Origin of the sequence: Flavobacterium sp. MMLR14_040 (assembly GCF_033657265.1) — a bacterium.
GTDB lineage: Bacteria > Bacteroidota > Bacteroidia > Flavobacteriales > Flavobacteriaceae > Flavobacterium.
The window spans coordinates 1-25318 of the sequence record NZ_JAWVWO010000029.1 but is presented as its reverse complement, the minus strand read 5'-3'; the positions used below and the strand labels follow the sequence as shown (position 1 = coordinate 25318).

The 25318-nt window shown below is 33.0% G+C and carries 23 protein-coding genes; 14 read left to right on the top strand and 9 right to left on the bottom strand.

All coding sequences use genetic code 11. From position 1 onward, the window contains the following. Positions 1 to 609 precede the first annotated feature (609 nt). The 5 genes from SD960_RS22445 (at position 610) to SD960_RS22425 (ending at position 4998) form a co-directional block, all read left to right on the top strand. A complete protein-coding gene (locus SD960_RS22445) occupies positions 610 to 1599 on the top strand; it encodes an alpha/beta hydrolase (protein ID WP_318806091.1) in 990 nt (329 codons plus the stop codon). A gap of 142 nt (positions 1600 to 1741) precedes the next feature. Further along, entirely contained in the window at positions 1742 to 2149 is a 408-nt protein-coding gene (locus tag SD960_RS22440; RefSeq protein ID WP_318806090.1) for an organic hydroperoxide resistance protein, read from the top strand. Between the two features lie 104 nt (positions 2150 to 2253). Continuing rightward, positions 2254 to 3009, top strand: coding sequence for a DUF1223 domain-containing protein (locus SD960_RS22435; RefSeq protein WP_318806089.1), 756 nt, complete (start codon positions 2254 to 2256; stop codon positions 3007 to 3009). 224 nt (positions 3010 to 3233) lie between these two features. Next, entirely contained in the window at positions 3234 to 4250 is a 1017-nt protein-coding gene (locus SD960_RS22430; RefSeq protein ID WP_318806088.1) for a sensor histidine kinase, read from the top strand. Beyond that, positions 4231 to 4998 carry a LytTR family DNA-binding domain-containing protein gene (locus SD960_RS22425; protein ID WP_318806087.1) on the top strand — a complete coding sequence of 256 codons (768 nt, stop codon included), beginning with the start codon at positions 4231 to 4233 and terminating at the stop codon, positions 4996 to 4998. The genes SD960_RS22430 and SD960_RS22425 overlap by 20 nt, the downstream gene beginning before the upstream one ends. Here the strand turns inward: SD960_RS22425 and SD960_RS22420 are convergent, their stop codons facing one another. After that, positions 4999 to 5121, bottom strand: a complete 123-nt coding sequence (locus tag SD960_RS22420) for a hypothetical protein (protein WP_318806085.1) — start codon at positions 5119 to 5121, stop codon at positions 4999 to 5001. A 252-nt stretch (positions 5122 to 5373) separates the two neighbouring features. Continuing rightward, positions 5374 to 5760, bottom strand: coding sequence for a DoxX family protein (locus tag SD960_RS22415; RefSeq protein ID WP_318806084.1), 387 nt, complete (start codon positions 5758 to 5760; stop codon positions 5374 to 5376). A 426-nt stretch (positions 5761 to 6186) separates the two neighbouring features. Between SD960_RS22415 and SD960_RS22410 the strand changes: the two genes are divergently transcribed. The 9 genes from SD960_RS22410 to SD960_RS22370 all read left to right on the top strand — a co-directional run bounded on the left by SD960_RS22410 (position 6187) and on the right by SD960_RS22370 (position 17927). Next, on the top strand, positions 6187 to 6669 hold the full coding sequence (locus SD960_RS22410) for a TlpA disulfide reductase family protein (RefSeq protein WP_318806083.1): 483 nt from the start codon (positions 6187 to 6189) through the stop codon (positions 6667 to 6669). Between the two features lie 2 nt (positions 6670 to 6671). Further along, positions 6672 to 7280, top strand: a complete 609-nt coding sequence (locus tag SD960_RS22405; RefSeq protein WP_318806082.1) for a thioredoxin family protein — start codon at positions 6672 to 6674, stop codon at positions 7278 to 7280. 770 nt (positions 7281 to 8050) lie between these two features. Further along, positions 8051 to 8674 (top strand): response regulator transcription factor, encoded by a 624-nt coding sequence (locus tag SD960_RS22400; RefSeq protein ID WP_318806080.1) that lies wholly within the window; start codon positions 8051 to 8053, stop codon positions 8672 to 8674. Positions 8675 to 8846: 172 nt separating this feature from the next. Further along, positions 8847 to 10382 carry an aspartate aminotransferase family protein gene (locus SD960_RS22395; protein ID WP_318806079.1) on the top strand — a complete coding sequence of 512 codons (1536 nt, stop codon included), beginning with the start codon at positions 8847 to 8849 and terminating at the stop codon, positions 10380 to 10382. Between the two features lie 7 nt (positions 10383 to 10389). Further along, positions 10390 to 11721 (top strand): lysine N(6)-hydroxylase/L-ornithine N(5)-oxygenase family protein, encoded by a 1332-nt coding sequence (locus SD960_RS22390; protein WP_318806078.1) that lies wholly within the window; start codon positions 10390 to 10392, stop codon positions 11719 to 11721. 2 nt (positions 11722 to 11723) lie between these two features. Beyond that, positions 11724 to 12833: a heparan-alpha-glucosaminide N-acetyltransferase domain-containing protein gene (locus SD960_RS22385; protein WP_318806077.1), complete on the top strand. Its 1110-nt coding sequence runs from the start codon at positions 11724 to 11726 to the stop codon at positions 12831 to 12833. Positions 12834 to 13125: 292 nt separating this feature from the next. After that, positions 13126 to 15525 (top strand): GNAT family N-acetyltransferase, encoded by a 2400-nt coding sequence (locus SD960_RS22380; protein ID WP_318806076.1) that lies wholly within the window; start codon positions 13126 to 13128, stop codon positions 15523 to 15525. A 10-nt stretch (positions 15526 to 15535) separates the two neighbouring features. Then, a complete protein-coding gene (locus SD960_RS22375; RefSeq protein WP_318806075.1) occupies positions 15536 to 16132 on the top strand; it encodes a GNAT family N-acetyltransferase in 597 nt (198 codons plus the stop codon). A gap of 10 nt (positions 16133 to 16142) precedes the next feature. Continuing rightward, positions 16143 to 17927 carry an IucA/IucC family siderophore biosynthesis protein gene (locus SD960_RS22370; RefSeq protein ID WP_318806074.1) on the top strand — a complete coding sequence of 595 codons (1785 nt, stop codon included), beginning with the start codon at positions 16143 to 16145 and terminating at the stop codon, positions 17925 to 17927. A gap of 320 nt (positions 17928 to 18247) precedes the next feature. Here the strand turns inward: SD960_RS22370 and SD960_RS22365 are convergent, their stop codons facing one another. From SD960_RS22365 to SD960_RS22335, 7 genes are all read right to left on the bottom strand, one after another. After that, a complete protein-coding gene (locus SD960_RS22365) occupies positions 18248 to 18637 on the bottom strand; it encodes a RidA family protein (RefSeq protein WP_318806073.1) in 390 nt (129 codons plus the stop codon). A gap of 385 nt (positions 18638 to 19022) precedes the next feature. Beyond that, a complete protein-coding gene (locus SD960_RS22360) occupies positions 19023 to 19586 on the bottom strand; it encodes a Crp/Fnr family transcriptional regulator (protein ID WP_318806071.1) in 564 nt (187 codons plus the stop codon). 255 nt (positions 19587 to 19841) lie between these two features. Beyond that, positions 19842 to 21059, bottom strand: coding sequence for a Shedu immune nuclease family protein (locus SD960_RS22355; RefSeq protein ID WP_318806070.1), 1218 nt, complete (start codon positions 21057 to 21059; stop codon positions 19842 to 19844). 56 nt (positions 21060 to 21115) lie between these two features. Continuing rightward, positions 21116 to 21799: a hypothetical protein gene (locus SD960_RS22350; protein WP_318806069.1), complete on the bottom strand. Its 684-nt coding sequence runs from the start codon at positions 21797 to 21799 to the stop codon at positions 21116 to 21118. Positions 21800 to 21968: 169 nt separating this feature from the next. Further along, positions 21969 to 22187, bottom strand: a complete 219-nt coding sequence (locus SD960_RS22345) for a hypothetical protein (RefSeq protein WP_318806068.1) — start codon at positions 22185 to 22187, stop codon at positions 21969 to 21971. A 70-nt stretch (positions 22188 to 22257) separates the two neighbouring features. Continuing rightward, positions 22258 to 24102 carry an ATP-binding protein gene (locus tag SD960_RS22340; RefSeq protein ID WP_318806067.1) on the bottom strand — a complete coding sequence of 615 codons (1845 nt, stop codon included), beginning with the start codon at positions 24100 to 24102 and terminating at the stop codon, positions 22258 to 22260. A gap of 475 nt (positions 24103 to 24577) precedes the next feature. Continuing rightward, on the bottom strand, positions 24578 to 24811 hold the full coding sequence (locus SD960_RS22335) for a hypothetical protein (RefSeq protein WP_318806066.1): 234 nt from the start codon (positions 24809 to 24811) through the stop codon (positions 24578 to 24580). Positions 24812 to 25318 lie beyond the last annotated feature (507 nt).

The following is a 25318-nucleotide window of genomic DNA, read 5'->3' as shown; positions in this document are numbered from 1 at the left end:
AGCAACTCGCCAAAGATTTGTAAAAATTCATATTTCTACCAATATTTAAGTACTAACAGAGCACTTATTGTAATACCTCGTAGAGGTTACATATTGGTAGAAAAAAAATAACCGCCCTCAAAATTGTCCCGTAGGGACTACATTGTAATTGCGCAAAATTCAACCAATATTTAAGTACTAACAGAGTACTTATTGTAATACCTCGTAGAGGTTAAATATTGGTAGAAAAAAGAATAACCGGGCGCAAAATTGTCCCATAGGGACTACATTGTAATTGCGCAAAATTCAACCAATATTTAAGTACTAACAGAGCACTTATTGTAATACCTCGTAGAGGTTACATATTGGTAGAAAAAAAAATAACCGTCCTCAAAATTGTCCCGTAGGGATTACATGTAATTATGCAAAAAGTTTGTCAAGCGCATCAAACCCAACAGGTTTTTAAAAACTGTCGGGTTTACAATGACCGCAAAAACTTCAACTTTCGCAATGTCCGGTTCAGCATCAAATTCGTCCGTTTAAGCTATTTACTGATTTTAAATCGCTTGTAACCGCAATACTTTTGACGAAGAAATTAACTAATAATGAAAATATTAAATATCAAATAGTATGAAAACAATATATCAAAAATCAGCTTTACTACTTTCTAAAATAATTTTAATTGCTTTACTTTTCTTTACAGCAAATCAAATCTCTGCTCAGTCAGAAAATCCTTTGGGAACATTAAAACAAATCAACGCCGGACTTTTAAATGTGGGTTATACAGAGGCCGGACCTGCAAACGGAAATGTAGTAATCCTGCTTCACGGCTGGCCTTATGATATTCATAGTTATAATGAAGTAGTTCCTGTTTTAGTCGCAAAAGGTTATAGAGTAATTACACCTTATTTAAGAGGTTTTGGAACAACTCGTTTTCTTTCGGATGCTACTTTTAGAAACGGTCAGCAAGCCGCTTTGGCAAGTGACATTATTGCTTTAATGGATGCCTTAAAAATTAAAAAAGCCACCATAGGCGGATTTGACTGGGGAGCAAGAACGGCGGTTGTCATGGCAGCACTTTGGCCGGAACGTTTAAACGGATTGGTTTCTGTAAGCGGTTATCTGGTTGTAAATTTGGAAGCCAACTTAAAACCATTAAATCCACAAGCAGAATTAGGATGGTGGTATCAATATTATTTTGCCACCGAAAGAGGAAAAATCGGCTACAGCCAAAACACTTATGAATTCAATAAACTAATCTGGAAAATTGCATCGCCATTATGGAATTTCGATAAAGCCACTTACGATCAAACAGCAGAATCGTTTAACAATCCGGATCATGTGGCAATTGTAATTCACAATTACAGATGGAGACAATCGCTTGAAGCGGGAGAATCAAAATACGATGCGTTAGAAAAACGTTTGGCCGAAAGACCGGCAATTACAGTTCCAACAATTACAATAGGAAGCGATTTTGACGGCGCTTTCGCGGATGGAAAAGCCTACGCCAATAAATTCACCGGTAAATACGAACACAGAATCCTAAAAGGCATCGGACACAATGTGCCACAAGAAGATCCAAAGTCATTTGCGCAGGCGATAATTGATGTGGCTAAATAATAAATTCCAATTTTTTAAATCCCAAATTCCAATCTTAAAATTTTACCGCAAAGAGCGCAAAGGTTTTATGGATTGTCTTTAAAAGTAAAAATAATCTAAAATCTAAAGTCTAAAATTCAAACAATCTAAAATTTAAAAAGTCATGAAAAACGTCTTATACACAGGAAAAACACACACAACAGGAGGAAGAGAAGGAGCATCACGAAGTTCTGATGATCAATTAAACATTAAATTAAGTTCTCCGGGATCTTCACGTCCGGGAACAAATCCCGAACAGCTATTTGCTGCGGGTTGGTCTGCTTGTTTTATTGGCGCAATGGGAATCGCAGCCGGAAAATTAAATATCAAACTTCCTGCAGAAACCGCTGTAGATGCCGAAGTAGATTTATGTAATGCCGACGGCGAGTATTCACTACAGGCTCGCTTATATGTAAGTCTTCCGGGAATTGAAGCTGAAACAGCCAAAAAAATCACAGAAATGGCGCATCAAACTTGTCCTTATTCTAAAGCAACAAGAGGGAATATTGAAGTTGAAATTAATATTCTGTAATTAACGCTCTTCTATCATCCTGCAAGGTTTCCAAAACCTTGTAGGTTTGATGATTTTAAAATCTAAAATCTAAAGTCTGCAATCTAAAATTTAAATCACACATCATGAAAAAAATAAAATTAATACCCATTTTAAGTGCATTATTTCTCTTGGCAGGAATAACCTCTTTTGCACAAAATAATACAAACAAGAAAGGTTTTGCCCTTTTAGAATTATTTACTTCTGAAGGATGTTCGAGTTGTCCTCCCGCTGATGAATTGATGGGAAAAATTCAAAACGAATATCAGGATAAAAACGTATATGTTTTATCCTATCACGTAGATTATTGGGACAAACAAGGCTGGAAAGATATTTTTAGCAATGCTAATAACACTAAACGACAATATGATTATGCCCAATTTCTGGGAAAAGAGCCTATTTATACACCACAATTAATCATCAACGGAAAAACAGATTATGTAGGTTCGCAGGAAACGATTGTTAGAAACGCTGTAAAAACAGCACTTTTAAAACCTGCAAATGTTGCTTTATCCTTACAGGCAAATCAAACCAATAATAATCTTGCAATAAATTATAGTATTGAAGGAAACACCAAAAACAGTAAATTATTGCTTGCCATAGTTCAAAAATCAGCCAAAAGCAATGTGAAAAGAGGAGAGAATGCACATCGCGTTTTATCGCATTATCAAATTGTGCATCAGTTAAATCCAATAGAAATTGCCAAAGACAAAAAAGGAACTGCCGTAATTCATTTGCCTAAAAATTTCAACACAAAAGATTTTGAAGTAATTGGTTTTGTTCAGGATCTCAAAACCGGAAGTATTTTAGGTGCAAACAAAGCTGATTTTCAATCGATATGATTTTTTTAACCGCAAAGTTAGAAGGTTACGCAAGGTGCGCTAGTTTATTTCGCGCAAAGGCGCAAAGGCGCAAAGTTTTTTAAGTCTCTTTTGATTTTTTCTTTGCGCCTTTGCGCCTTTGCGCGATTAATATAAACAGCTTACAGCACTTTGTGTAACCTTCTAACTTTGCGTTTAAAACTCAATATTCTATCTTTGACAAAGCAAGATAAAAAAACAAACAAATGGAAAAAGTAAAACGCTTTCAGGTATCGCGCCGTGTTATATGGGGAAGCTCCGTTGCACTGGCAATTCTTGCTTCAATACCCAAATTATTTGATGCTTTCTCAACCCCTTCAGACATCATAATAAACTCATCAATAACCTTGATGTTTTCGATATTTATCTGGTATTACAATATCTACAGCCTCCCAAAATTCACTTCGCAGCGTACCCATAAAAGTTTATTCAACTGGAAACTTCTTTTGAGTGTCTTAATGGGAATCCTGGTTATGGTTATTTTAGTAATTGCACATCAGGAATTGTTTCAGGTATCAAAAATGGACGCGCCAATTATGTTCGAATTAAGAGGCGTTTTAATCAACCTGATTGTTTATATGTTTCTGCATTTGCTGTTTCAAAATTATCAGACACAACAAATTGCAGTAGAGTTAGAGCGCACTCAGGCCGTCAATTTAGGCGCACAATACGAATTGCTAAAACAACAGGTAAATCCGCATTTTTTGTTTAACAGCCTCAATACCTTAAAATCGATGGTAGATATTCAGGATCCACAGAGTTCTGATTTTATTCTCAAATTATCTGATTTTTATCGTTTTACGCTCGAAAGCAGAAAAATGGATTTAATCTCACTTCGCGAAGAACTTCAAATTTTAGACTCCTATGTTTATCTGCTAAAAGCCCGTTTTGAAGACGGATTTGTAATGCTAAACGAAATCGATCCAAAACAATACGACTCTGCAATTCCACCCTTTACCCTGCAATTATTAATAGAAAACTGCATTAAACATAATGTTGTTTCATTAGATAAACCTTTGAAAATTAAATTATATACAGAAGGTGATTTTCTGGTCATCGAAAATCAGATTCAGCTCAAAAGAGGTGCATTATCCACCGGCGTCGGTTTGGATAATATCAACCAGCGTTTTATGCATTTGATTCACAAAGAAATAGAAATTGACAAAACCGAAACTACTTTTAAAGTAAAAATACCCATGATTTATGACTATCGTAATAATTGAAGATGAAGTAAAAACAGCCAAAGCATTGGGTCAGCTTATATTGAGCATCAGGCCAGATGCCCAGATTTTATCATACATACAAAGTATTGACGGAGCGGTGAGTTATCTTCAGGAAAACGACCAGCCCGATCTTATTTTTATGGATATTCAGCTCGCAGATGGTTTGTGTTTTGAAATATTTAAAAATGTTGAGGTGCTGTCGCCCGTAATTTTTTGTACCGCTTTTGATGATTACGCAATTGAAGCTTTTAAGTCAAACGGAATTGATTATGTACTAAAACCTTTTTCGAGAGAAAGCATTGCGCAGGCCATTAAAAAAGCGGGAGAGTTGAAGAATTTTTTCCAAAGAAATAAAAAAGCCATGCCCGATTTTGATTATTTATTGACCAGAACTGGCGAAAATAAAGGCAAAAGCAGTTTTTTGGTTTTTAAAAATAATAAATACCAAACTGTTCTTACAGAGAATATTGCGTTGTTTTATATCAAAAATGAAACCCCAACTATATTGACATTTGATAAAACAGAATATCAAATTACACAATCCTTAGATGAGGTTCATAAACTATTGTCGGCAACTCAGTTTTTTAGAATCAACAGACAATATTTGATTAATTTTTCGGCTATCAGAGAAGCAGAGCATTATTTTTCGCGTAAGTTGATTATCAAATTAACAATTCCTACCGAAGAAAAATTATTGGTAGGAAAAGAAAAAGCAACAGCCTTTTTGAGCTGGCTTGAAAACAGATAATTATTTTAGTTTTTCAATGGCGTTTTTTACTGCGATTTCATCATTTTCCTGAAACATAAAACAGCTCAGAACGAACAAGACAGAAAGAACAATGGCAAAGGCAATTAAGATTGATTTTTTCATGATTTTTTGATTTAAGATTTATTAAAATTCTAATAAGTGATTAAGTAGCAAAATTTTATTTCACGCAGATTTTAAAAAGATTTAAGCTGATTTTAGCAGATAATTATTATTTAAATCTGCTCAAATCTGCAGAATCTGCGTGAAAACTAAGTATGACTAAGAGCTATGTGCATTTAGACTAAGTGAAACGCCTTTTTAAAGCAAACGAAATCTATGTTTCTATGTGTTTAAATAATTACGCAATGAGTTTACTTATACAGCATCATAATTCGCAACATACAATTTTCTAAACATCGCATAAGTTACACTTACCATTACAAAAGCAATAATTGCATCAGTTGTGGCACCAAAACCAAATACCGCCAATTTCGAAAAGAAAGCAAAAATGATGTCAAAAAAGATTCCCGCAAATACCCATTCTTTCAATCGAAGTAATTTATTCGGAATCAATAAAGTAATAACTCCGGAGATTTTGAAAACACCCAGAATGTAAATAAAATGTGCCGGATAACCCAATTGCTGTGTAATTTCCCAAACAATTTTGTTGGTTGTAAGTTCGAAAAATCCGCTTGCGCCAAACCATAAAGAAGTTAATACTACGCCTGTCCAATAAATAATTTTTGTTGTTTTTGTGTTCATGATTTTTATATTTTTAATTATTTGATGAGACAAAATTGCGCGGAAAGCAGGAAAATAAATAGTGCTATTTTGCTGAACTGGACAAATTAAAAGGTGAAATAGGCAATACGAAATCTGATTAGAAATTTATAAAGAAGATCTTTTTTATCCTGATGGGAGTAATGCATAAAAAATTAATTAAACACATAGAAACATAGATTTTATGATTTTGAAAAAGGAAATCAAAAAGAAACTTGTTTCTCAAACATAGCTATGTTTGTTAATGCAAGTAAAACTTTTTTAAATTGGATGATGCTATGTTTCTATGTGTTAAAAATAATAATTACATTCAACGGGCTTTATTAACAAGAATTAACATTTTTTAAAAATTGATTAGTTTTATATTTGTAATGAACATTGAACCAATAAAAGCCAAATACCATTTGTATGAAAGAAATCAAAGCTTTTACAATTATTGTTATTCTGTTGCTGACATTCTCCTTAAAATCATACAGTCAGCAAGTAAAATTGATTACAATAGACCAGCTTCAGGAAAGAATCAAAGTCGGAAAAGACACGACTTATGTTGTTAATTTTTGGGCAACCTGGTGCGCGCCATGCATTAAAGAATTACCTCATTTTGAAAAACTTAGTGCAGAACATAAAACAGAAAAATTGGCTGTATTATTAATAAGTGTTGATTTTAAATCGAAACTCACCTCGGCAGTTGTACCTTTTGTAAAAAGAAAAAATCTAAAAAATCAGGTATTTTTATTAAACGAAAGCAATCCGCAGGAATATATCGATCATGTTGATCCTTCGTGGTCAGGCAGTATTCCCGCAACATTATTCATAAAAGGCGATAAAAGAAAATTTGCAGAAAACGAATTTACCTACGAACAATTACTAACCGAATATAAAAAACTATAATTATGAAAAAGTTTATCACACTTACTTTAATTTTTAGTGCCTTTATTGCTCAGGCACAAGCTCCCACTCTTAAAGCCGGACAGCCAGCACCGGATTTTAAACTGAAAAATGTAGACAATAAAGAAGTTTCTTTTGAAAGTTACCCAAATGCAAAAGGATTTATTGTCGTATTTACCTGCAATACATGTCCGTATGCGAAAGCCTACGAGCAAAGAATCATTGATTTAGATACAAAATTCAAGTCACAAGGATATCCTGTAATCGCCATAAACCCCAATGATCCGGAAGCTTCAAAAGCAGATACTTTTGATAAAATGCAGGATTTGGCAAAAGAAAAAAAATATTCTTTCCCTTATTTATTTGATAAAGGACAAATCGTTACAGATCAATATGGTGCAAAACATACGCCGCATCTTTTTGTAGTTTCAAAAACCGCAAAAGGAACAGTTGTAGAATATACAGGCGCTATTGATAACGATCCTGAAGGAACCAAAGACGAAAAAACAAAATATGTTGAAGATGTAATTGCATCATTAAAAAACAATCAAAAACCTACTATAACCGAAACTAAAGAAATTGGCTGTACGGTGAAAAGAAAAGCGAAAGCATAATTTTTTTTATTGTTTTGAAAATGAGAAAGCCCTTTTTTATAAAAGGGCTTTCTCGTTTTTTGTCATTTCGACTCAGGAAAAATCTCTGCAAATAACTCCTCAATGAGAATCCATTATGGTAAAACTATTTTTTTTCAGGAGCTAATCCCGCTATCCGTTCCAATCTTTTATTTTTTTAAAGAAAAAAAATAAAAGGATTTCCACTTCTATCGGGGCTAGGGAAATCATTTTCATAAGGATATTTTCGTGCAGTTTGTCATTTCGACAGAGGAGAAATCACACACGAAACTCCGCAATCAAAATCGCCAATCTTTGTCGAGCTTCTCGCAAAGATTTCTCCTGCGTCAAAATGACAAAAATGGCTGATAATTTTGGGGTGAACCTTTGTCAAAGTTTAAAACTTTGACAAAGGTTGGCATGCATAATCAAACCCGGCTTTACCGCAATCTTGTCATTTCGACGCAGGAGAAATCTCCGCGAGTAACTCCACAATCAAAGTCGCCAATCAAAGTCACCAATCTTTGTCGAGCTTCTCGCGAAGATTTCTCGTTCCTCGAAATGACAAACTTTTTGAGTATAATTTATTTGTAAGATTTAGCTAGCAAAAATATTGTTTAATTTTAAGACAACCCACATTTACATTCCCCATTTCATTGACATCATTTCACTATTGGTCACTTTGATTATAAGAAAATAACTATTTTTTCATTATAAGTTATTCTATAAATCAATTTAATTATTAATTTTGTTTAGAATTAATCTAAATAATAATGAAAAATTTCCTGATCGCCGATTCTGAAAACCTACACATCATTGGATTGAGGCACACACTAAAAAAGAGGGTAAAAACACCCAACTTAAAAGTGGTCAATTCAAGAGAAGAATTGTTTAAGAGTTTGGAAAAAAATGATATCGATTGCCTGATTATCGACCCCAATAATATCTTTTTGTTTTACGATGATGATTTGAAGATTATCAAAACCAATTTTCCGAAATGTAAAATAATTATTCTGTCTTACTTTAAAAACAAACAAACCATAGACAGTTTTTTAAAAGATAATATAAATGGCTTTATATCAAAAGATTGTGAGGAACAAACCATTTTTGATGCCTTATATAAAATTCAAAACGGGGAGCGTTATTTATGTCCCAAAACCTTAAATGCGCTTATGGATGTTTTGGTTTTGCCATCTGCAGATGATGAGAAACTGACGATAAGAGAGTTCGAAATACTGAAACAGATTGCGCAGGGAAATAACGGTAAAAATATCGCTTCGGATCTTTTTATCAGCATTCATACCTTTCGTACGCATCGTAAAAACATTATGAAAAAGACAGGCCGTCATACAACTTCTGAACTGATTCTTTATGCTTTAGAGAAAAAAATAGCCTAATTTTCGTATAATTTAAAACTATTTTATATTTTATTTCCTACTATATGTGAGGTATTTTGTCTACCTCACATGTAGAAACAATTTTCGCTTTTTTGTGGTATTGATTTAATTTTCTCACAAATATACATTTGCTAAAATTATTCTTTAGAATCAATCTAAATAAATATCGCAAATGGAAGCGCAAGAAAAAGTAATAACATTACCACAAGAAATTGTAATTGATAATGTGCATGTAAAACATGTTTTTTCGAACAATAATAAATCGATCGGGATTTATAGAAAAAGCATGAAAAAGGCCATTAAAACAATTGGAAATCACTTAAAAGAGAGAAATACTCCATTTACCGGCACAAGTATTTCTATCATCAAAAGAAAAATTGACAATATTTATCTTGAAGAAAACAAAAAAGGCAAAAGTCTGGATTATGTTTTAGACGAATTAAAAGATATTTATCTCGACGATTGTATTCATTTTCATAATCCCAAGTACATTGCGCACCTTAATTGCCCAATTCTTACTCCAACACTTGTGGCAGAGGCTTTTATATCTTCGTTAAATTCTTCAATGGATACCTGGGATCAAAGTACAGGCGCAACTTTTATCGAATTGAAACTGGTTGAATGGACACTTGAAAAGTTAGGTTATCCAAAAAATGCCGACGGAATTTTTACAAGCGGAGGAACGCAGTCGAACATGATGGGTTTACTTTTGGCCAGGGATCATTACATCAAAAAACATTACGGAATTGATCCAAAAATGGATGGATTGCCACCTGAAGCTTCAAAATTCAGGGTTTTATGTTCAGAAGTGAGTCATTTTAGTTTGAAAAAGAACCTGAGTTTGCTTGGTTTAGGACAAAATGCTGTAATTCCGGTTGCAGTAGATCCTGATTTCAGGATGAATACCAATGCTTTAAGGAAAGTAATTCAGCAGCAAAAAGATTTAGGGAATATTCCGATCGCTATTGTAGGAACGGCCGGAACAACTGATTTTGGTTCGATAGATCCGTTAGCAGAAATTGCTGCAGTAGCCAATGAAAACGACATTTGGTTTCACGTTGATGCAGCTTATGGCGGTGGATTATTAATCAGCGATATTCATAAATATAAATTGGACGGAATCGAATTATCAGATTCAGCAACAATAGATTACCACAAAACTTTTTATCAACCCGTGAGTTCAAGCGGATTTTTTATGAGAGACAAATCATTTGTGGATTATATAAAATACCATGCTGATTATCTGAATTCTAAAGAACAGGAAGACGAAGGAATTCCAAATATGGTAAAAAAATCAATCCAGACAACACGCCGTTTTGATGCCTTAAAATTGTGGTTTACTTTACGTATGATCGGCACAAAAGGTTTGAGTTCTTATATGGATAAAGCGATTGAAAACGCACAGTTTACAGCCAATTTACTAAGACACAGAGATGATTTTGAAATCATTCACAAACCCGAAATAAGTGCTGTTGTATTTCGCTACACGCCATTTGAAAACGGAACAGAAACATCTTATTGCGGGGTAAACAGTTACATCCGTAAAGCTATTTTCAACGAAGGAAAAGCCATCATTACAAGTACAAAAGTCTACAATGAAGTTTTTCTGAAATTCACTCTTTTAAATCCGTTAACAACGCCTCAGGATATTGAGGAAGTGATCGATTTGATTGTACACCACGGAAACCAATATTCATTAAAAAACTAAAATAATAATGACAAATAAAACATACGATTTCATAGCTGTTGGAGTAGGGCCTTTTAATCTTGGTTTGGCCTGTTTGACAGCACCAATCGAAAATCTCGACGGTTTATTTTTTGATAAAAACGAATCGTTCAACTGGCATCCCGGAATGTTGTTGCAGGACACGACATTGCAAATTCCGTTTATGGCCGATTTAGTGACTTTGGCAGATCCAACGAGTCCGTTTAGTTTTTTAAATTACATCAAAGAACAAGGAAAAATGTATTCGTTTTACATTCGTGAAAACTTTTTATTGCTAAGAAACGAATACAATCAATATTGCCAGTGGGCGATTAGAAAATTGCCAAACGTATTTTTTAATACCGAAGTTACCGCAATCGAATACGATGAAAATCAGGAGCTTTATATCGTAAAAACGCTTTCTGTTAAAACAAATATTGAGACAATTTACAAAACAAAAAAAATTGTTTTAGGCACCGGAACTGCACCACATATTCCGAAATCCTGCCAAAATTTAAAAGGAAAAGCAATTCATTCCTCAACTTATATTCAGAATAAAGCCGAGCTTCAAAAACAAAAATCAATTACGGTTTTAGGAAGCGGACAAAGTGCTGCTGAAGTTTTTAATGATCTTTTGCAGGAAATTGATGTTTACGGATATCAGTTGAACTGGATTACGAGATCATCGCGATTTTTCCCTATGGATTACAGCAAGTTAACGCTCGAAATGACGTCTCCGGAATATGTAGATTATTTCTACAATCTTCCTTCAGACAAAAGAGATCATTTGCTAAAAAATCAAAAATTATTATACAAAGGAATCAATAAAGACCTGATTGCAACAATTTTTGATACCATTTACAACAAAAAAGTAATTACAGAAATTGATGTAAACCTTAGAACAAATGCCGCTTGTACAAAAGCTTCTTTTGATGAAAATAAGCAGTTTTTTGAATTGGAACTACATCAGGTCGAGCAAGATAAAAGATACCGCCATAAAACAGCTGCACTGGTTTTGGCAACAGGCTACGGTTATAAATTGCCTCAGTTTTTAGAGGGAATTGCCAATAGAATTCGATGGGACGAAAAAGGACGTTTTGCCGCCAACAGAAACTACAGTATTGACACTAACGCCAGTGAGGTTTTTGTCCAGAATGCCGAATTGCACACGCACGGTTTTGTTACGCCCGATTTAGGAATGGCATGTTACAGAAACTCCTACATCATCAAAGAAATTACAGGAATAGAGCATTACGCAATCGAAACTAAAATTGCTTTTCAGGAATTTGGTGTTCCGGTGGCAGAAGTTATTGAGAATCCGGTATTTGAAACAATCGCTTAGTTATGGAAACAATTCAGAAAAAAAAGAGAGTTTTGGCAATTGATTTTGCCAGAGGAACAAGTGTGATCTTAATGATGATGGTGCATACGATGCTAATTTACGGTACAATTGCAACCCAGACAAATACCGTTTTAGGAGAAATTATTTTATGGTTAGGCCGCGGAACTACAATGTTTTTGGTGAGCATGGGAATTTCTTTTGTGTTATCAAGACGACAAAGTTTTCTGGCCGTTTGCAAAAGAGCCTTATACATTCTGGCAGTTGGTTACGGAATGAATTTTTTGAAATTTCTGGTTCCCGAATTCATTTTTGGCGGACTTCCAGAAGCTTTTGTTTCGGCTTACGGCTTAAAATCAGGGACTTTAGAAACGGGAATTTTCTTTTTGCTTTTGGGCGATATCTTGCAATTGGCCGGAATCACTTTGTTTATCATGGGATTGATCAATCATTTTAGTAAAAGTAAATACGTGCCACTTGCAGTCGCCTTATTAATCATTTCTGTTTCAAAAGAATTAAGCGGATTTAGAATCGGTATTACAGGTTTAGATTATATCTGCGATTTGTTTTTTAGCAATCAGTTTAATGTTTATTTCCCTGTTTTTCCATGGAGTGCATTTATTTTAGTGGGAATGTTTATGGGAAGATGGTACAAAGAATTAAACGAAAATCAAGAGCTATTTTTCAAGAGAATGCTCTTAGTTGGACTTGGTTTTATGGCTGTTGGAGGACTTTTAAACTTCTCAAATCCTGAATATCATTTTGGAGATTATTATCATTTAGGACCTGGCGGAAGCATTTTAATACTAGGATTAAACCTTGTTTTGTATTGGCTGATCAATGTAATTGTAAGTCTGTTTAAAGAAAATAATCCCGTGTTTAATTTGTTGACTTTCTGCAGTAAACATGTTACGAGTTTGTATGTATTTCAATGGGTTTTGATCAATTGGGGCATGTATGTTTTCGGTTTCTGGCAACACGATCAATGGATTGTTTTAGGATTATTTCCTGTTGTGATTGGCACAAGTCTCAGCGTTCAGCTTGCTTATAACGAAATTAAAGCACAATTACGCGCAAAAATAAAGAAGCATAACGAAGTTCTTGTAAACAGTTGAAAAGAATTAAAAATTGAGAATTAAAAATTAAAAATCAATTCAAAGTTGGTTTATAAATGAAGATTTTTTTACATAAATTTTTAATATATCCACAAGGTTTTATCGTAGAGGCACACAGCAGTGCGTCTACGCAAAGTATTTCTGCCAAGAATGTTTAAATTTTTTTTCACGCAGATTTTGCAGATGCAGCAGATTTTTTTTTAAATCCTTTAATCTGTGGCTATATTTTCAACACAGCAACATTATTTTATCTACAAATGAAATAAAATATTTAATTAAAATAGTATAAAAAATGAGTACATATAATCCTATTTATACCACCACAATTCCTGATTTCGGCACGATCGATTTTCGTCCGTTGCAATTAGAAACTGATGCCAGAATAATTCATGATTGGGTCAATCGTGATTATGCCCAATATTGGGGTATGCAGGGGAAAAATTTAGAAGAAGTTCAATTAGAATATGAAAAAATCACCAAAGAATCTGATGTTTTTATCGGATTGGTAAATGGCGAAGTTTCTTTTTTACTGGAACGTTACAATCCAAAACAAGATATAATCAGAAATTATTATGCCGTTCAGGAATATGATTGCGGTATGCACGTAATTGTGGCACCGTCAACAAAACCGGTACATCAATTTACCTGGCATATTTTTTCGAGCATTATGAAATTTGTTTTCAGGGATTTGACGATTCAACGTATTGTGGTTGAACCGGATATCAGAAACAAAAAAATGTTCGACATCTGTCACCGCGTAGGTTTTGAAGATGCGCATGTTGTCAATTTACCACATAAAACCGCTTTGCTTTCTTTTTGTACACGAGAACAATTCATCAAAAAAATAGATTCATTTAACCTTAATTATACCGAAATGAATACCGAAAATCAATTAGAATTTCCCGAAAAAGCCATTACACACATACAGCCCGAAGTTTGGGAAAAAGCCAATCGTTTATTGATTAAAAAAGCCATTTGTGAATTTTCGCACGAGCTTTTAATCGAACCCGTTTTAGAATTTGGTGTAGAAAATACAAACAAATATTCATTGGTTTCTGATGATAATTCGGTGAAATATACGTTTAAGGCGCAAGAGCTTGCCATGAATCATTTAAATATAGAAGTGAATTCTATTTTAAAATACAAAAATGAAAAAAAGGAAGCTTTAGATGCCGTTGATTTTATTCAGGAATTCAGAAACAGTTTAGGAATTTCAGAGCAGTTATTGCCGTCGTATATAGAAGAAATTATCAGTACACTTTACGGAAGCTGTTATAAATTATTAAAAGAAAATTCAACTTCAAAATCATTGGCCAATTCTGATTTTCAAACCATTGAGCAAGCCATGATGGAAGGGCATCCGGGATTTGTGGCCAATAATGGAAGAATTGGCTACAACAGCATGGATTATAAAGCCTATGCTCCCGAAGCCGGAAACCCATTCAAAATTTTATGGTTGGCCGGACATCGCGACAGAACCGTTTATGCAGGAACAAAAAAACTGGACTATGATACTTTGATTCAGCAGGAATTAGGTGCCGAAACGATTTCAAAATTCAATACTACAATTAAGGAAAAAGGACAAAATCCGAATGATTATTTCTTTATTCCTGTGCATCCGTGGCAATGGTTCAATAAACTGGCCAATTTATTTTCTCCCGAAATTGCCAAAGGAAAATTGATTTGTGTGGGTTACGGACCCGATTTATATCAGGCACAGCAATCTATTAGGACATTATTCAATTTAAGTAATCCGAAGAAATTCTATACCAAAACATCACTTTCAATCTTGAATATGGGTTTTATGCGTGGTTTACCGGTATTTTATTTGGGAACTGCTCCGGAAATGGCAGAATGGCTGGACCAACTTTTAAGCGGCGACGAATATCTGCAAAAAGTAGGTTTTGGAATGTTGGGCGAAGTGGCTTCTGTAAGTTACATCAACCCGTATTTTGAAAGTTTCGGAAAACACAATCCATACAACAAAATGATCGCTTCATTATGGAGAGAAAGTCCGGTTGCAAAATTGAAAAACGACGAGCAATTAATGACAATGGCAGCATTTTTACATTTAGATAAAGATGGAAATTCGTTATTGTCTGAAATTATAAAAGCATCATCATTATCAATAGATTCATGGCTTGCAGAATATTTCAAAGTTTATTTGAGTCCGTTATTACATTGTTTTTACCAATACGATTTGGTTTTTATGCCACACGGCGAAAACCTGATTTTAGGATTAGAAAATCACGTTCCGGTGCGATCTTTCATGAAAGATATTACCGAAGAAGCCGTGATTTTAAATCCAGACGTAGAAATCCCGAAAAACATAGACAGAATTTATGCTGAAGTTCCCGAAGACGTAAAACTATTGTCGATTTTTATTGATGTTTTTGATGGATTCTTCCGTTTCATGTCTGCGATTTTGGTTACGAGTGATCATTATTCACAAGATCGTTATTGGGAATTGGTGGCTGAATGCATCTCTGATTATCAGGAAGCAAACCCACATTTAGAAGCTAAATTCGAGAAATACGATTTGTTTGCCAATGAATTTCAATTGTCTTGCCTGAACCGTTTGCAATTGAATAACAACAAAACCATGATTGATCTTGACGATCCTGTGGCGTTGTTACAATTTCAGGGAAAATTGCAAAACCCGATTGCTCCGTATAAAAAAATAATCGCTTAAAACCTTAAAGATGAATAGTATAATAACGCATCCGGAAAATGATGTCGCGACAGCTGTTGTTTTTGTAAAAACGATTCCCGGTTTAGGTGTTTTTGAGCTGCGACCAATTAATATGGAAAAAGATATTCCGTTGATTCATAACTGGGTCAATCGCGATTATGCCGTGTATTGGGAAATGAATGGTTTTTCTGTCGAAGAAGTAAAAAATACATATTACAATATTCTGGAAAGAACGCAGGTTTACATCGGCGTTTTTAATGGAAAAGAGGCCTTTTTATTAGAATGTTACGATCCTCAAAATGATGTTGTAGGCAAATATTATGCATCGCAAAAAGGCGATAAAGGCATGCATATACTGGTTGCGCCTTCAGAAAAACCTATTCGCAATTTTACCTGGAATATTTTTACCGTAATTCTTGATTTCATTTTTTCAGATTCAAAAAGCCAGCGTATTGTGGTGGAACCTGATGCACGAAATCATAAAATTCATTTACTGAACAAAAGAGCAGGATTTGTATTTCAACAAGTTTTAGAATTGCCACACAAAAAAGCGCACTTAGAGTTTTGCACCCGTGAAGATTATTACAAGGCATTACAATTGGTTTAAAAATATAAAAATGGAAATACCAACCCAGAATATAAAGCACTTAACGAAACAAAATTGGGACAAAGCCAATGCGCTTTTGCTCAAAAAAACGTTAAGTGAATTTGCACACGAATTATTGATTGTTCCGATTTCTAAAGGAAAAAAATTATATAGTATTTCTTCGCCTGATAAAACAGTTGAATATACTTTTAAAGCTTCAATTTTAGCCTTAAATCATTGGTCAATTGCCATTGAATCAATCATAAAGACAAAAAACGGAATTGAATCGCCATTGCGTTTATTAGAATTTATAATTGAATTTAAAGATCATTTAGGCATCGGCGAAAGCCTTTTACCAACGTACTTAGAAGAAATTACAAGCACGTTGTACAGCACCGCTTATAAAATTGCGAACGAAAAATACAATTCAAAAGATTTATTAGAATTGGATTACCAAATAATTGAACATGCCATGACAGAAGGGCATCCGTGTTTTGTAGCCAACAGCGGTAAAAATGGTTTTAATATTGATGATTTTGCAGTTTTTTCGCCCGAAGCCAATGCGCCTATACAATTGTTATGGCTGGCAGGGCATAGGAGCAAGGCAACTTTTACAGCTATTCACGAATTAGATTATCAAAAAGTTTTAATGCAGGAATTAGATGCTGAAACTATTTTACGTTTTGAAAATGTTCTAAAATCTCAAAATTTGAATCTTGACGACTATTATTTCTTTCCAGTGCATCCGTGGCAATGGTTTAACAAACTGGCGCTGATTTTTGCGTCGGATATTGCCGAAAATCATTTGGTTTGTCTGAGTTATGGAGAAGACGAATATTCTGCACAGCAATCGATTAGAACGTTTTTTAATATTTCTTCGCCAGAGAAATTTTATGCAAAAACAGCGCTTTCTGTTATTAATATGGGTTTCATGCGCGGACTTTCGCCGTATTATATGGAGAGTACACCTGCTATAACCGAATGGGTTGGGAATCTGGTCGAAAACGATGCGTATCTACAACAAAAAGGATTTACATTATTAGGCGAAGTTGCAACGCTTGGCTATCGCAATTTTTTATACGAGCCTTTGGGCCGAAGTATTCCGCATAACAAAATGCTGGCCACATTATGGCGCGAAAGTCCGATCCCGAAATTGTCTAAAAATCAAAAGATTATGACAATGGCTGCTCTTTTGCATGTAGATCAGTCAGGGAATTCTTTTGTTAGTGAGTTGATAAAAGAATCGGGAATTAGCGCCAAATTGTGGGTTAAAAGTTATCTCGACGCTTATCTTTCGCCATTACTGCATTGTTTTTATCAGCACGAAATGGTTTTTATGCCACATGGCGAAAACCTAATTTTGGTTTTAGAAAATCACGTTCCTGTAAAAGCCATTATGAAAGATATTACCGAAGAAGTAATGGTTTTTAATGCAGAAATTCCGTTACCGGAAAAGGTAAAGCGCATTCACATCAATATGAAAGAACCGTTGAAAATCTTATGTATTTTTAATGATGTTTTTCAGTTTTATTTCCGTTTTCTTTCTGCCATTTTAGCAGAATCGAACACACTTTCTGAAGAAGATTTTTGGTCTTGTGTAGCAGATTGTATCACGCAATATCAGGAAGATCAGCCATATTTGAAAGAGCAATTCAAAAAATACAATTTGTTTGTTCCGGAATTTGACGCTTGCTGTTTAAACCGTCTACAATTGCGAAACAACAAACAAATGCTTGATTTAGCAGATCCTATTGACAGTCTTCAATTTGTTGGGAAATTAAAAAATCCCGTGGCGGCGTTTGTTCCGGTTATCTGAAACATTTGTCGATTTTTTTTGCGAATAAAAATTAAGACGACAATCCCAGGCATAAGATAAACTTCAATGTCTTTCCAAAAAACGTGACAATGTTGAACTTTTATCTCGTTATTGAATTTATCTCATTCAGAAACGTCGTCTTACCCTTACTTACGATCAAATTGTTAAGTTGGTTTTACAGTTACTGAAAATTTTCAAAACTTTAACGTATAACATCCAGTTTATAAAAACAGACGTTTTCTGTACTTAATTTTAACAAATTTAAAAACAGCTTTGTCAAAGTTTAAAACTTTGACAAAGCTTTCTAAATCAGCACTTAATTATTTCACAACGGTAGCTTCAAATTCTACTTTAAGTGTTTCGAACAGACTTTTTACTTCCATTAGACTCGTCGCTTGCTGAACGCCGTGTTTTGCAATCCAATCCTGAATGATATTGAAATGTGGCCAAAGCTCATCTGTAGCAGTTGTATAAATAGTTAGGCGAACAATTCCTTTTGGTTCATATCCGGCTTTGGCGATTACAGTTTCAAGATTATTCAGGGCCAATTTTATTTGCGATTCCATGTTTTCATTGCTCGAAGTTCCGTCGGCATTTACGGCGGCTTGTCCGGAAACGTATAATGTTCCTTGCGGATTTTTAACTTCTACGGCCTGGTTATAACTGCGTTCTTTTTGCCATTGCCAAGGGTTGATGATTCTTTTTTCCATTTGTTTAGCTTTTTGTGCGAATATTGAGGTCGCGGTTAATAATAGTAATGCTAAAATTTTTGATGTTTTTTTCACGATTACAGTTTAAAATTAATACTGCAAAGTTGTGTATAACATGTGGAAAGAGGTCTTGACATTTCTCACGATTATGAAGTGAGATTTGTCACATTTAGAGAGTCAGAGTATAGAATTTAGAATATAGAATATAGAATATAGAATATAGAATTTAGAATATAGAGTATAGAAAAAAGAAAATAGAAAAAGAGAAAAGTATCGATGAAATCTGCGGAATCTGCGAAATCTGCGTGAAACCAATTTTTCAGTCCAATTATAACTGAGACTGAAACTGGGACTGAAACTGAGACTGAAAACTGAAAACTGAAAATCAGGAAGATAAACGACTCAATGTCTCACGGGAAACGCCCAAGTAAGAAGCAATCAGGCTTTTTGGAACACGTTGAAAAAGTAAAGGATATTGTTTCAGAAGCTGTTCGTAGCGTTCTTTAGAATTCGAAGTCTGCCAGGAAATAATACGGCGCTGTGATCCCAGAAAACCAGAAGTGGCTTTTTCCAGAAAAAAGCGTTCCATTTTTTGTAAACCGTCGCAAAGCTTTTTATAATCTTCAAGTGTACAGCAAAGCACTTCGGTATCTTCTAAACATTCGAGCGACAAGGTGGCTTCGGTTTGTGTAAAATAGGCATAATAATCGCTTTCCCACCAATCTTCCATAGCAAATGAAACAATGTGCTGTTTGGCCGAATTATCGGTATAAACCAACTTTAAAAGTCCCGAAATTACAAAATAAGAATACTTAACGGGATCGCCTTCCTGAATCAAAAATTGGTGTTTCTTAAATTTTTTAGTAGTAAAGTGAGAAGCCACAAACGCAAACTCATCATCGGTAAGCGGAATTATTTTTTCGATATGTTCTCTAAGGATTGCCTGCATAAGTTGTGGGCAAAGTTATTGAAATTTTTGGGAAATGGAAGATTTGAAATTATGTTTCATAGCGCGGATTTGTAATCCGTGCCCGCAGCGATAAGAAAACTTAGCATTTTGAAAATGTGATTTACTTTGCGGGCATGGATTGCAAATCCGCTCTATCGTTGTGTATATCTAAGGGCATATCCGTGAGATCGGGTTTTGAATGTTTCAATTGTGGAAACTAATTTAGTTTTTTTGGAGGTTGTGATAGCTAAATATTTAAATTTTTTTAATCTGTTCAATTGTAAATCTTAATCGTTGTAATAAATCGTCATATGTAATAATATCGATAACATTTTTATATTTTCTTTTGACTACCTCAAAATCAGACTTTTGTTCAGGGGATAAATTGTTTTCTCTTCCCGAAATTATAAAACCTTTAGGATTAGTGATTTTGATGCTTAATTCCTTAGGAAGTCTGTCAGAATATTTGTCATTTAATCTCTTTTCTCCTGCAGCTCCAGATCTATTTAGATGATATATATATTTTTCTAATTGCATGACTGTTCCTGTCAAATCTTTATGTGGAATATAATTATTTCTATAATAATTATTTGACATTATTGAATTTTCAAAGGGTTTTTTAATTTCAATAACATCTATATTTCCATTACTGTCTACAAGCATAAAATCTAGAAATTTCTTTTTTTTTGAATCAATAGTTATATAAACTCCCGTAAATGAAAGGATGTATTTAGGATAAAGTAATAAAATTATTTCAAGAATCTCTATTTGCCATTGGTTTTCATTATATGAATTTTCACTATTAAGCATTTCTTCTAATTTTTCAAGAATTGTATTATATTTTAGTAATTCATAATCTTGAAATATTCTATTTAATTCTTTTCCTTTTTTTGATTTCTTTTTATTAATATAATTTTGAAATTTTTTTTCAGAATCAATAGTAGTTTCAAAATAATTCTTTATTGTAGATGTTATCCTTGCGTCTGCATATAGATTTTTTTCATATGTATTAGGAAACTCTTTAATTAGATCTTCAAATGTCTTAAAAGGAATTGAATTTATATTCTCACCTCCAATATAAATATCTTCCTTTATTAAAGAAATTATTTGTTTAAACAAAGATATTTTAGTCTCAGCAACGAAATAATCTAAGTTAAGGTTTATGTCCTTGTGAAAATAGATATTTCTAATATCACTTAATATACCTTTTTTAACTTTAAAATAGTCTCCATCAATGTATGCAAAAATGAAGGAAACAGGTTTAAATTCAATATTAAAAATAGACATCGGATCTAATTCTAAATCATCTGATAAATCTTCATTATATAAATCCTCTTCAATAAAGTGAAATGTTGATTTATAATTTATATATCCAGTCTCTTTTATACTTTTGCGAATCCAGTCAGAATTAGAATAATCACTATAATCATATGTAAAAATTATTTTATCTTCAACAACTTCAAATGTTACCATATATGTGTATTTTCTTATCCAAAAATTATTAATAATAAGTATGCAAAATTTTATTATTACATCTTATGGTGTTGTAAGATGATTCCAAATTGTAAGCAATTAGTTGTAAACCTATTTATACGAATATCTGAGCAATATAACATATGAATAGAATTTGGTTGTGAATTTATTTGTCTTGCAGGCCATATAGAGAAAAATGTCGGAAAGGACATTTGTGTATAAAAAGAAAGCTCTCTTCTGAAACCTAATAATTCCCTGATAATACTCTTCTTTATTGATGTGTTTTTACATTCTATGGCAATAATAATGTCTGAATGTTTTGGATATCCATTTTTGTTAGGTTCCAATAATACAATGTCAAGTTCATGATAATCTCCATATGTTTGTCTAATTGGTGATCCTTTCATTTCGTAACTTAGAGTGTTAAAATAAATATCAGTAAACAGTTCACCAAAAAGTGTTGTTCCATCCCAAATTTCAAAGTAAGGATCTTGTCTATTTATTGCACCACCTTTCTGTTTTAAAATTAAGTTTGATCCTCCAACAAGTTTGATACTAAAATTTTCTTCTGTCGCTAATTTTTTGCAAACTGTAGCAAGTACGTGTGCTTCATAAAGTTTGCCTTGTAGACTATGGATTGGTAAAAGGGTATTTGTTCTTGCAGGTGCAATATTTGCGTTGGCATATAAAATATCTGCAATTTGATTTTTGATTCTTATTATATCAGCTTGTGTTAGCATAATTAATTTTCGTTACGAATTTCGTCAAGAATAGTTCTAAAAGTTTCAGTTATTTGACTGTAGTCAGGTAAATCTTTTAAATCAAATTTTATAGATTCACCTTGGTTTAAAAGTTCTACAGCAATTGATTCAAGACTATTTTCTCCTCTATTATATTTATTAAAAGTCTCTAATATTTCGTTAAAATTTTTATTGGATAATGAATCAAGAATCTCAATACTTTCTGTAAGGAAAAAAAACAAAGGTAATTTGGGTTTTTTTCAAAATCTTTTTCATCATAATTTTCTTCAAGTCTAGTATTAATTTCTGTTACTATTTGATTAAAACCATTTACATTAAGTTCGTTAATTAAATGCTCTCTAATTTCAGTTGCTTGTTTTGGAGTCATTGATGCTTGTTTTAGCTAATAAGTTTAAAATTTAGTAATAGACTGATTAATAGTGTTATTATAATTTAATTTAATTTAATCGTTTTTTTATTTCTTCAAACCATTGACTAACTTCTTCATGAGCATTTCTTTGTTTAAGTAAATCGATTGTTATCTGTGAAGAAGTAATTGTATTCAAGTGTTTTTTTACATGGCTTGTACATCTATCTCTATAATTTTTGCCTTGATTTTCCCAAACCTTACCTGGACTTCTTTGACCATGTCTCAATTTAGCAATAATTGTTGTTATATCTGAATGATCATCAATAGTAAGGATAATTGGAAAACCATCATTTGCTTGAAAACTAGGAATTATAATACTTTCATGAAAATAGTTTTCAATCTCTCTTTTTTGGGTAAGAACTGCATAATGCCCCAAACCTCTATTATTCACTTCGTCTACAAAATTTTGATATTTTAAATCCTCATCTCTATCATAAATATGTACTTCTTGTTTGTTTAGCTTTTTTAAGTAATTATTTGTGACCCAGTGTCCCAATGTCCCACCTCCTAAACTAATTGCAACGATTCTATTATCATTAATTAAATCAATACCAAATAATGGAGCAATTTTGTTAAAAAATTCTATATCTGTCGGACCTTCTAAACATAAAAAGACTTTCACATGTTCAGGTTCTTTTTCTAATGAAGGCAAAACTCCTAATGTTTTTGCAATTGTTTCAAGATTATCTTCATTTCCGGTTTCAATCTTGTTTTTACCATTAATTTTATGAATAAATCTCAGATTTTCAACTGGAATAATACTACCTAAAGATGGACTATGAGTAGTTGTTATTATTTGTGAAGAGCCATTTTCAGCTAATTCTTTTAAGGCATCAATAAGTTTAAGTTGCCAATCGGGATGTTGTGAAGTTTCAGGCTCTTCAATTGCATAAATTACATTTGGTGTATTTTTCTCTTTCCTTCTTCTTTCTGCTTCCGCTCTAAAAAAATTAATTAACAAAAGCCTTCTAACGCCGCTTCCTCTTTTATTCATAGGAACGTCATCACTTGTTAATGTTGGTGAAAAAAGATTATGCCATTTTAATTCTGAAGGATATTGTAAAGAAAGTTTATCAGCAACCTCTTCATTCATTTCTTTCAATTTTTCAATTGTTAAATTGGCAATTTCACCTACTTCTCTTTCAACTTCTTTTTTAATCTCATTTAATATTGGTAAGTGTTTTTTAAAAGCCTGTTCAGCTGCAATTTTTAATGGATCTTGAATTTCTTTATCTTTATCATCATTTTTTCTATCGGATTGAAAAAGGGCAAATAAAGGAAGTTCTGGAGATATTTTATCCCAAATATCCTTAACACCTTCTTCACTAATTTCTAAATCAGTTTTATCTAAATATAATGTTTCTCCTAAACTATCCCAGATAGCTTTTCGTATTTCATTTTTTATACTAGCTTTGAAATCTCCATCAATATTTAATTTTTTTATTCTTGTTTGTAAATCTTTTATTTTTAAGCTATGAAGATCATTTGCATCTTCATTAGTTGGATGATTACATACAATAAAAGTTTTAGGCTTTGTGAGAGCTGAAAAGTCTTTTTTTATTTCTAGTAAAAATTCGGAATTTAATAAAAATTCATCCTTTAAATTTGTTTTAGCGCCTGCATCAAGATTAATTTCATCTGGGAGGTTTGAAAAAATTGCTGTAAGTTTCACAGTTTCTTTATTTTTTTTAGCTTCTATATTAACATCATCAGAATCTAGTTTTCTATTTTCAAAAAAAATATCCAAACCTTCTAAAATAGTTGATTTTCCAATATCATTTTTACCTATTAAAACAGTTAAGTCATTAAAAGTTATTGTTGTTGACTCTTTATATCCTCTGAAATTTTCTAATGTGAAGCTTACGATTTTCATAAATAAAATTGTTTAATTGTTAATTGCGAAGATTAATAAAATTGAAATTCAAAAAATAATATATTATAGTTAATTATTAAATTGAATCAAAGTTCACTATTTAATAATGACCCACTTTACGGAAAACCATAATCACAATAAAATTTGTCTCAACAAGTGTAGTTATAAATAAAACCAACACAACAAGTATTTATACGGGTTTTTTATAAACGTTTAGGCTTTAACATGAAGTGTTTGGTTATAAGGCTAAACGTTTAGGGTGTTTTGGGTAAAACTTTAGGTTGTGAACCTTAAAGATTAGGTAGGTAAGCTAAAATTTTAGTCTGTGTTCGTAAAGTTTTAGGTTGTTCGGCTAAAAACTTCTCGAAAGAATGTAAAAACTTCATGATATAACCTAAACGGAAGATTATAAACAATAAAAAACCTCGACTTCTAAAAAATCGAGGTTTTAATCTATCACATAAAAAATAAAATCCTATTCCAAATCCAGATATGGATTTAAAATTTCGGCTAGTTCATTCAGCCAAAAAAAGCCATTTTCTACATTGATAATTTCGTTTTGAAGGGTTTCGTGTTTTCTTAAAACTCCTAAAGCGACAATGTGATTTAATTGCCTTATTGTTTTGGCGAGCGTTTCCGGCTCTATTGTGTTGTTGAAGAAATTCAGCAGCCTTGTTTCTGTTTCTTTGGAGAGGTTGTTTGTACTCATAATGTCGTAGTTATAAGAAATATAAAACCCTTGTACGTTAGTGATTCTTACGCCTACGACAGCGTTTGCGGTCGTTTCCGATACCGCACACATAATACAAGGGCAAAGTCTATTTTGTTCTTAAGGTCGTAGTTTAAGAACCGCAAATATAGGAAATACGCTTATAACCACTAAGACTTTACTTTCTTTTTTGTGTTGAAGAAATAATCTCGCAAAGTTCCGAAGTTCTTATTTTTTGTCATTTCGACGCAAGGAGAAATCTTCGTAAGAAGCTCGACAAAGATTGGATTCTCGTTGCGGAGTTACTTGCGAAGATTTCTCCTCTGTCGAAATGACAAGATGGGGTTAAAAACGTTGATTTTGAAGTCTCAGAATGGCATTTTTTTAAATTTAAAACCGAGACGTCTTATGAAACCGATTGCCCTAGGTACTATCTTAATTACCTAATTAATTTTAATATTTTTTATCTTTGTTTTAACAGAGAGGAAACTTACTGTGATCATTCAC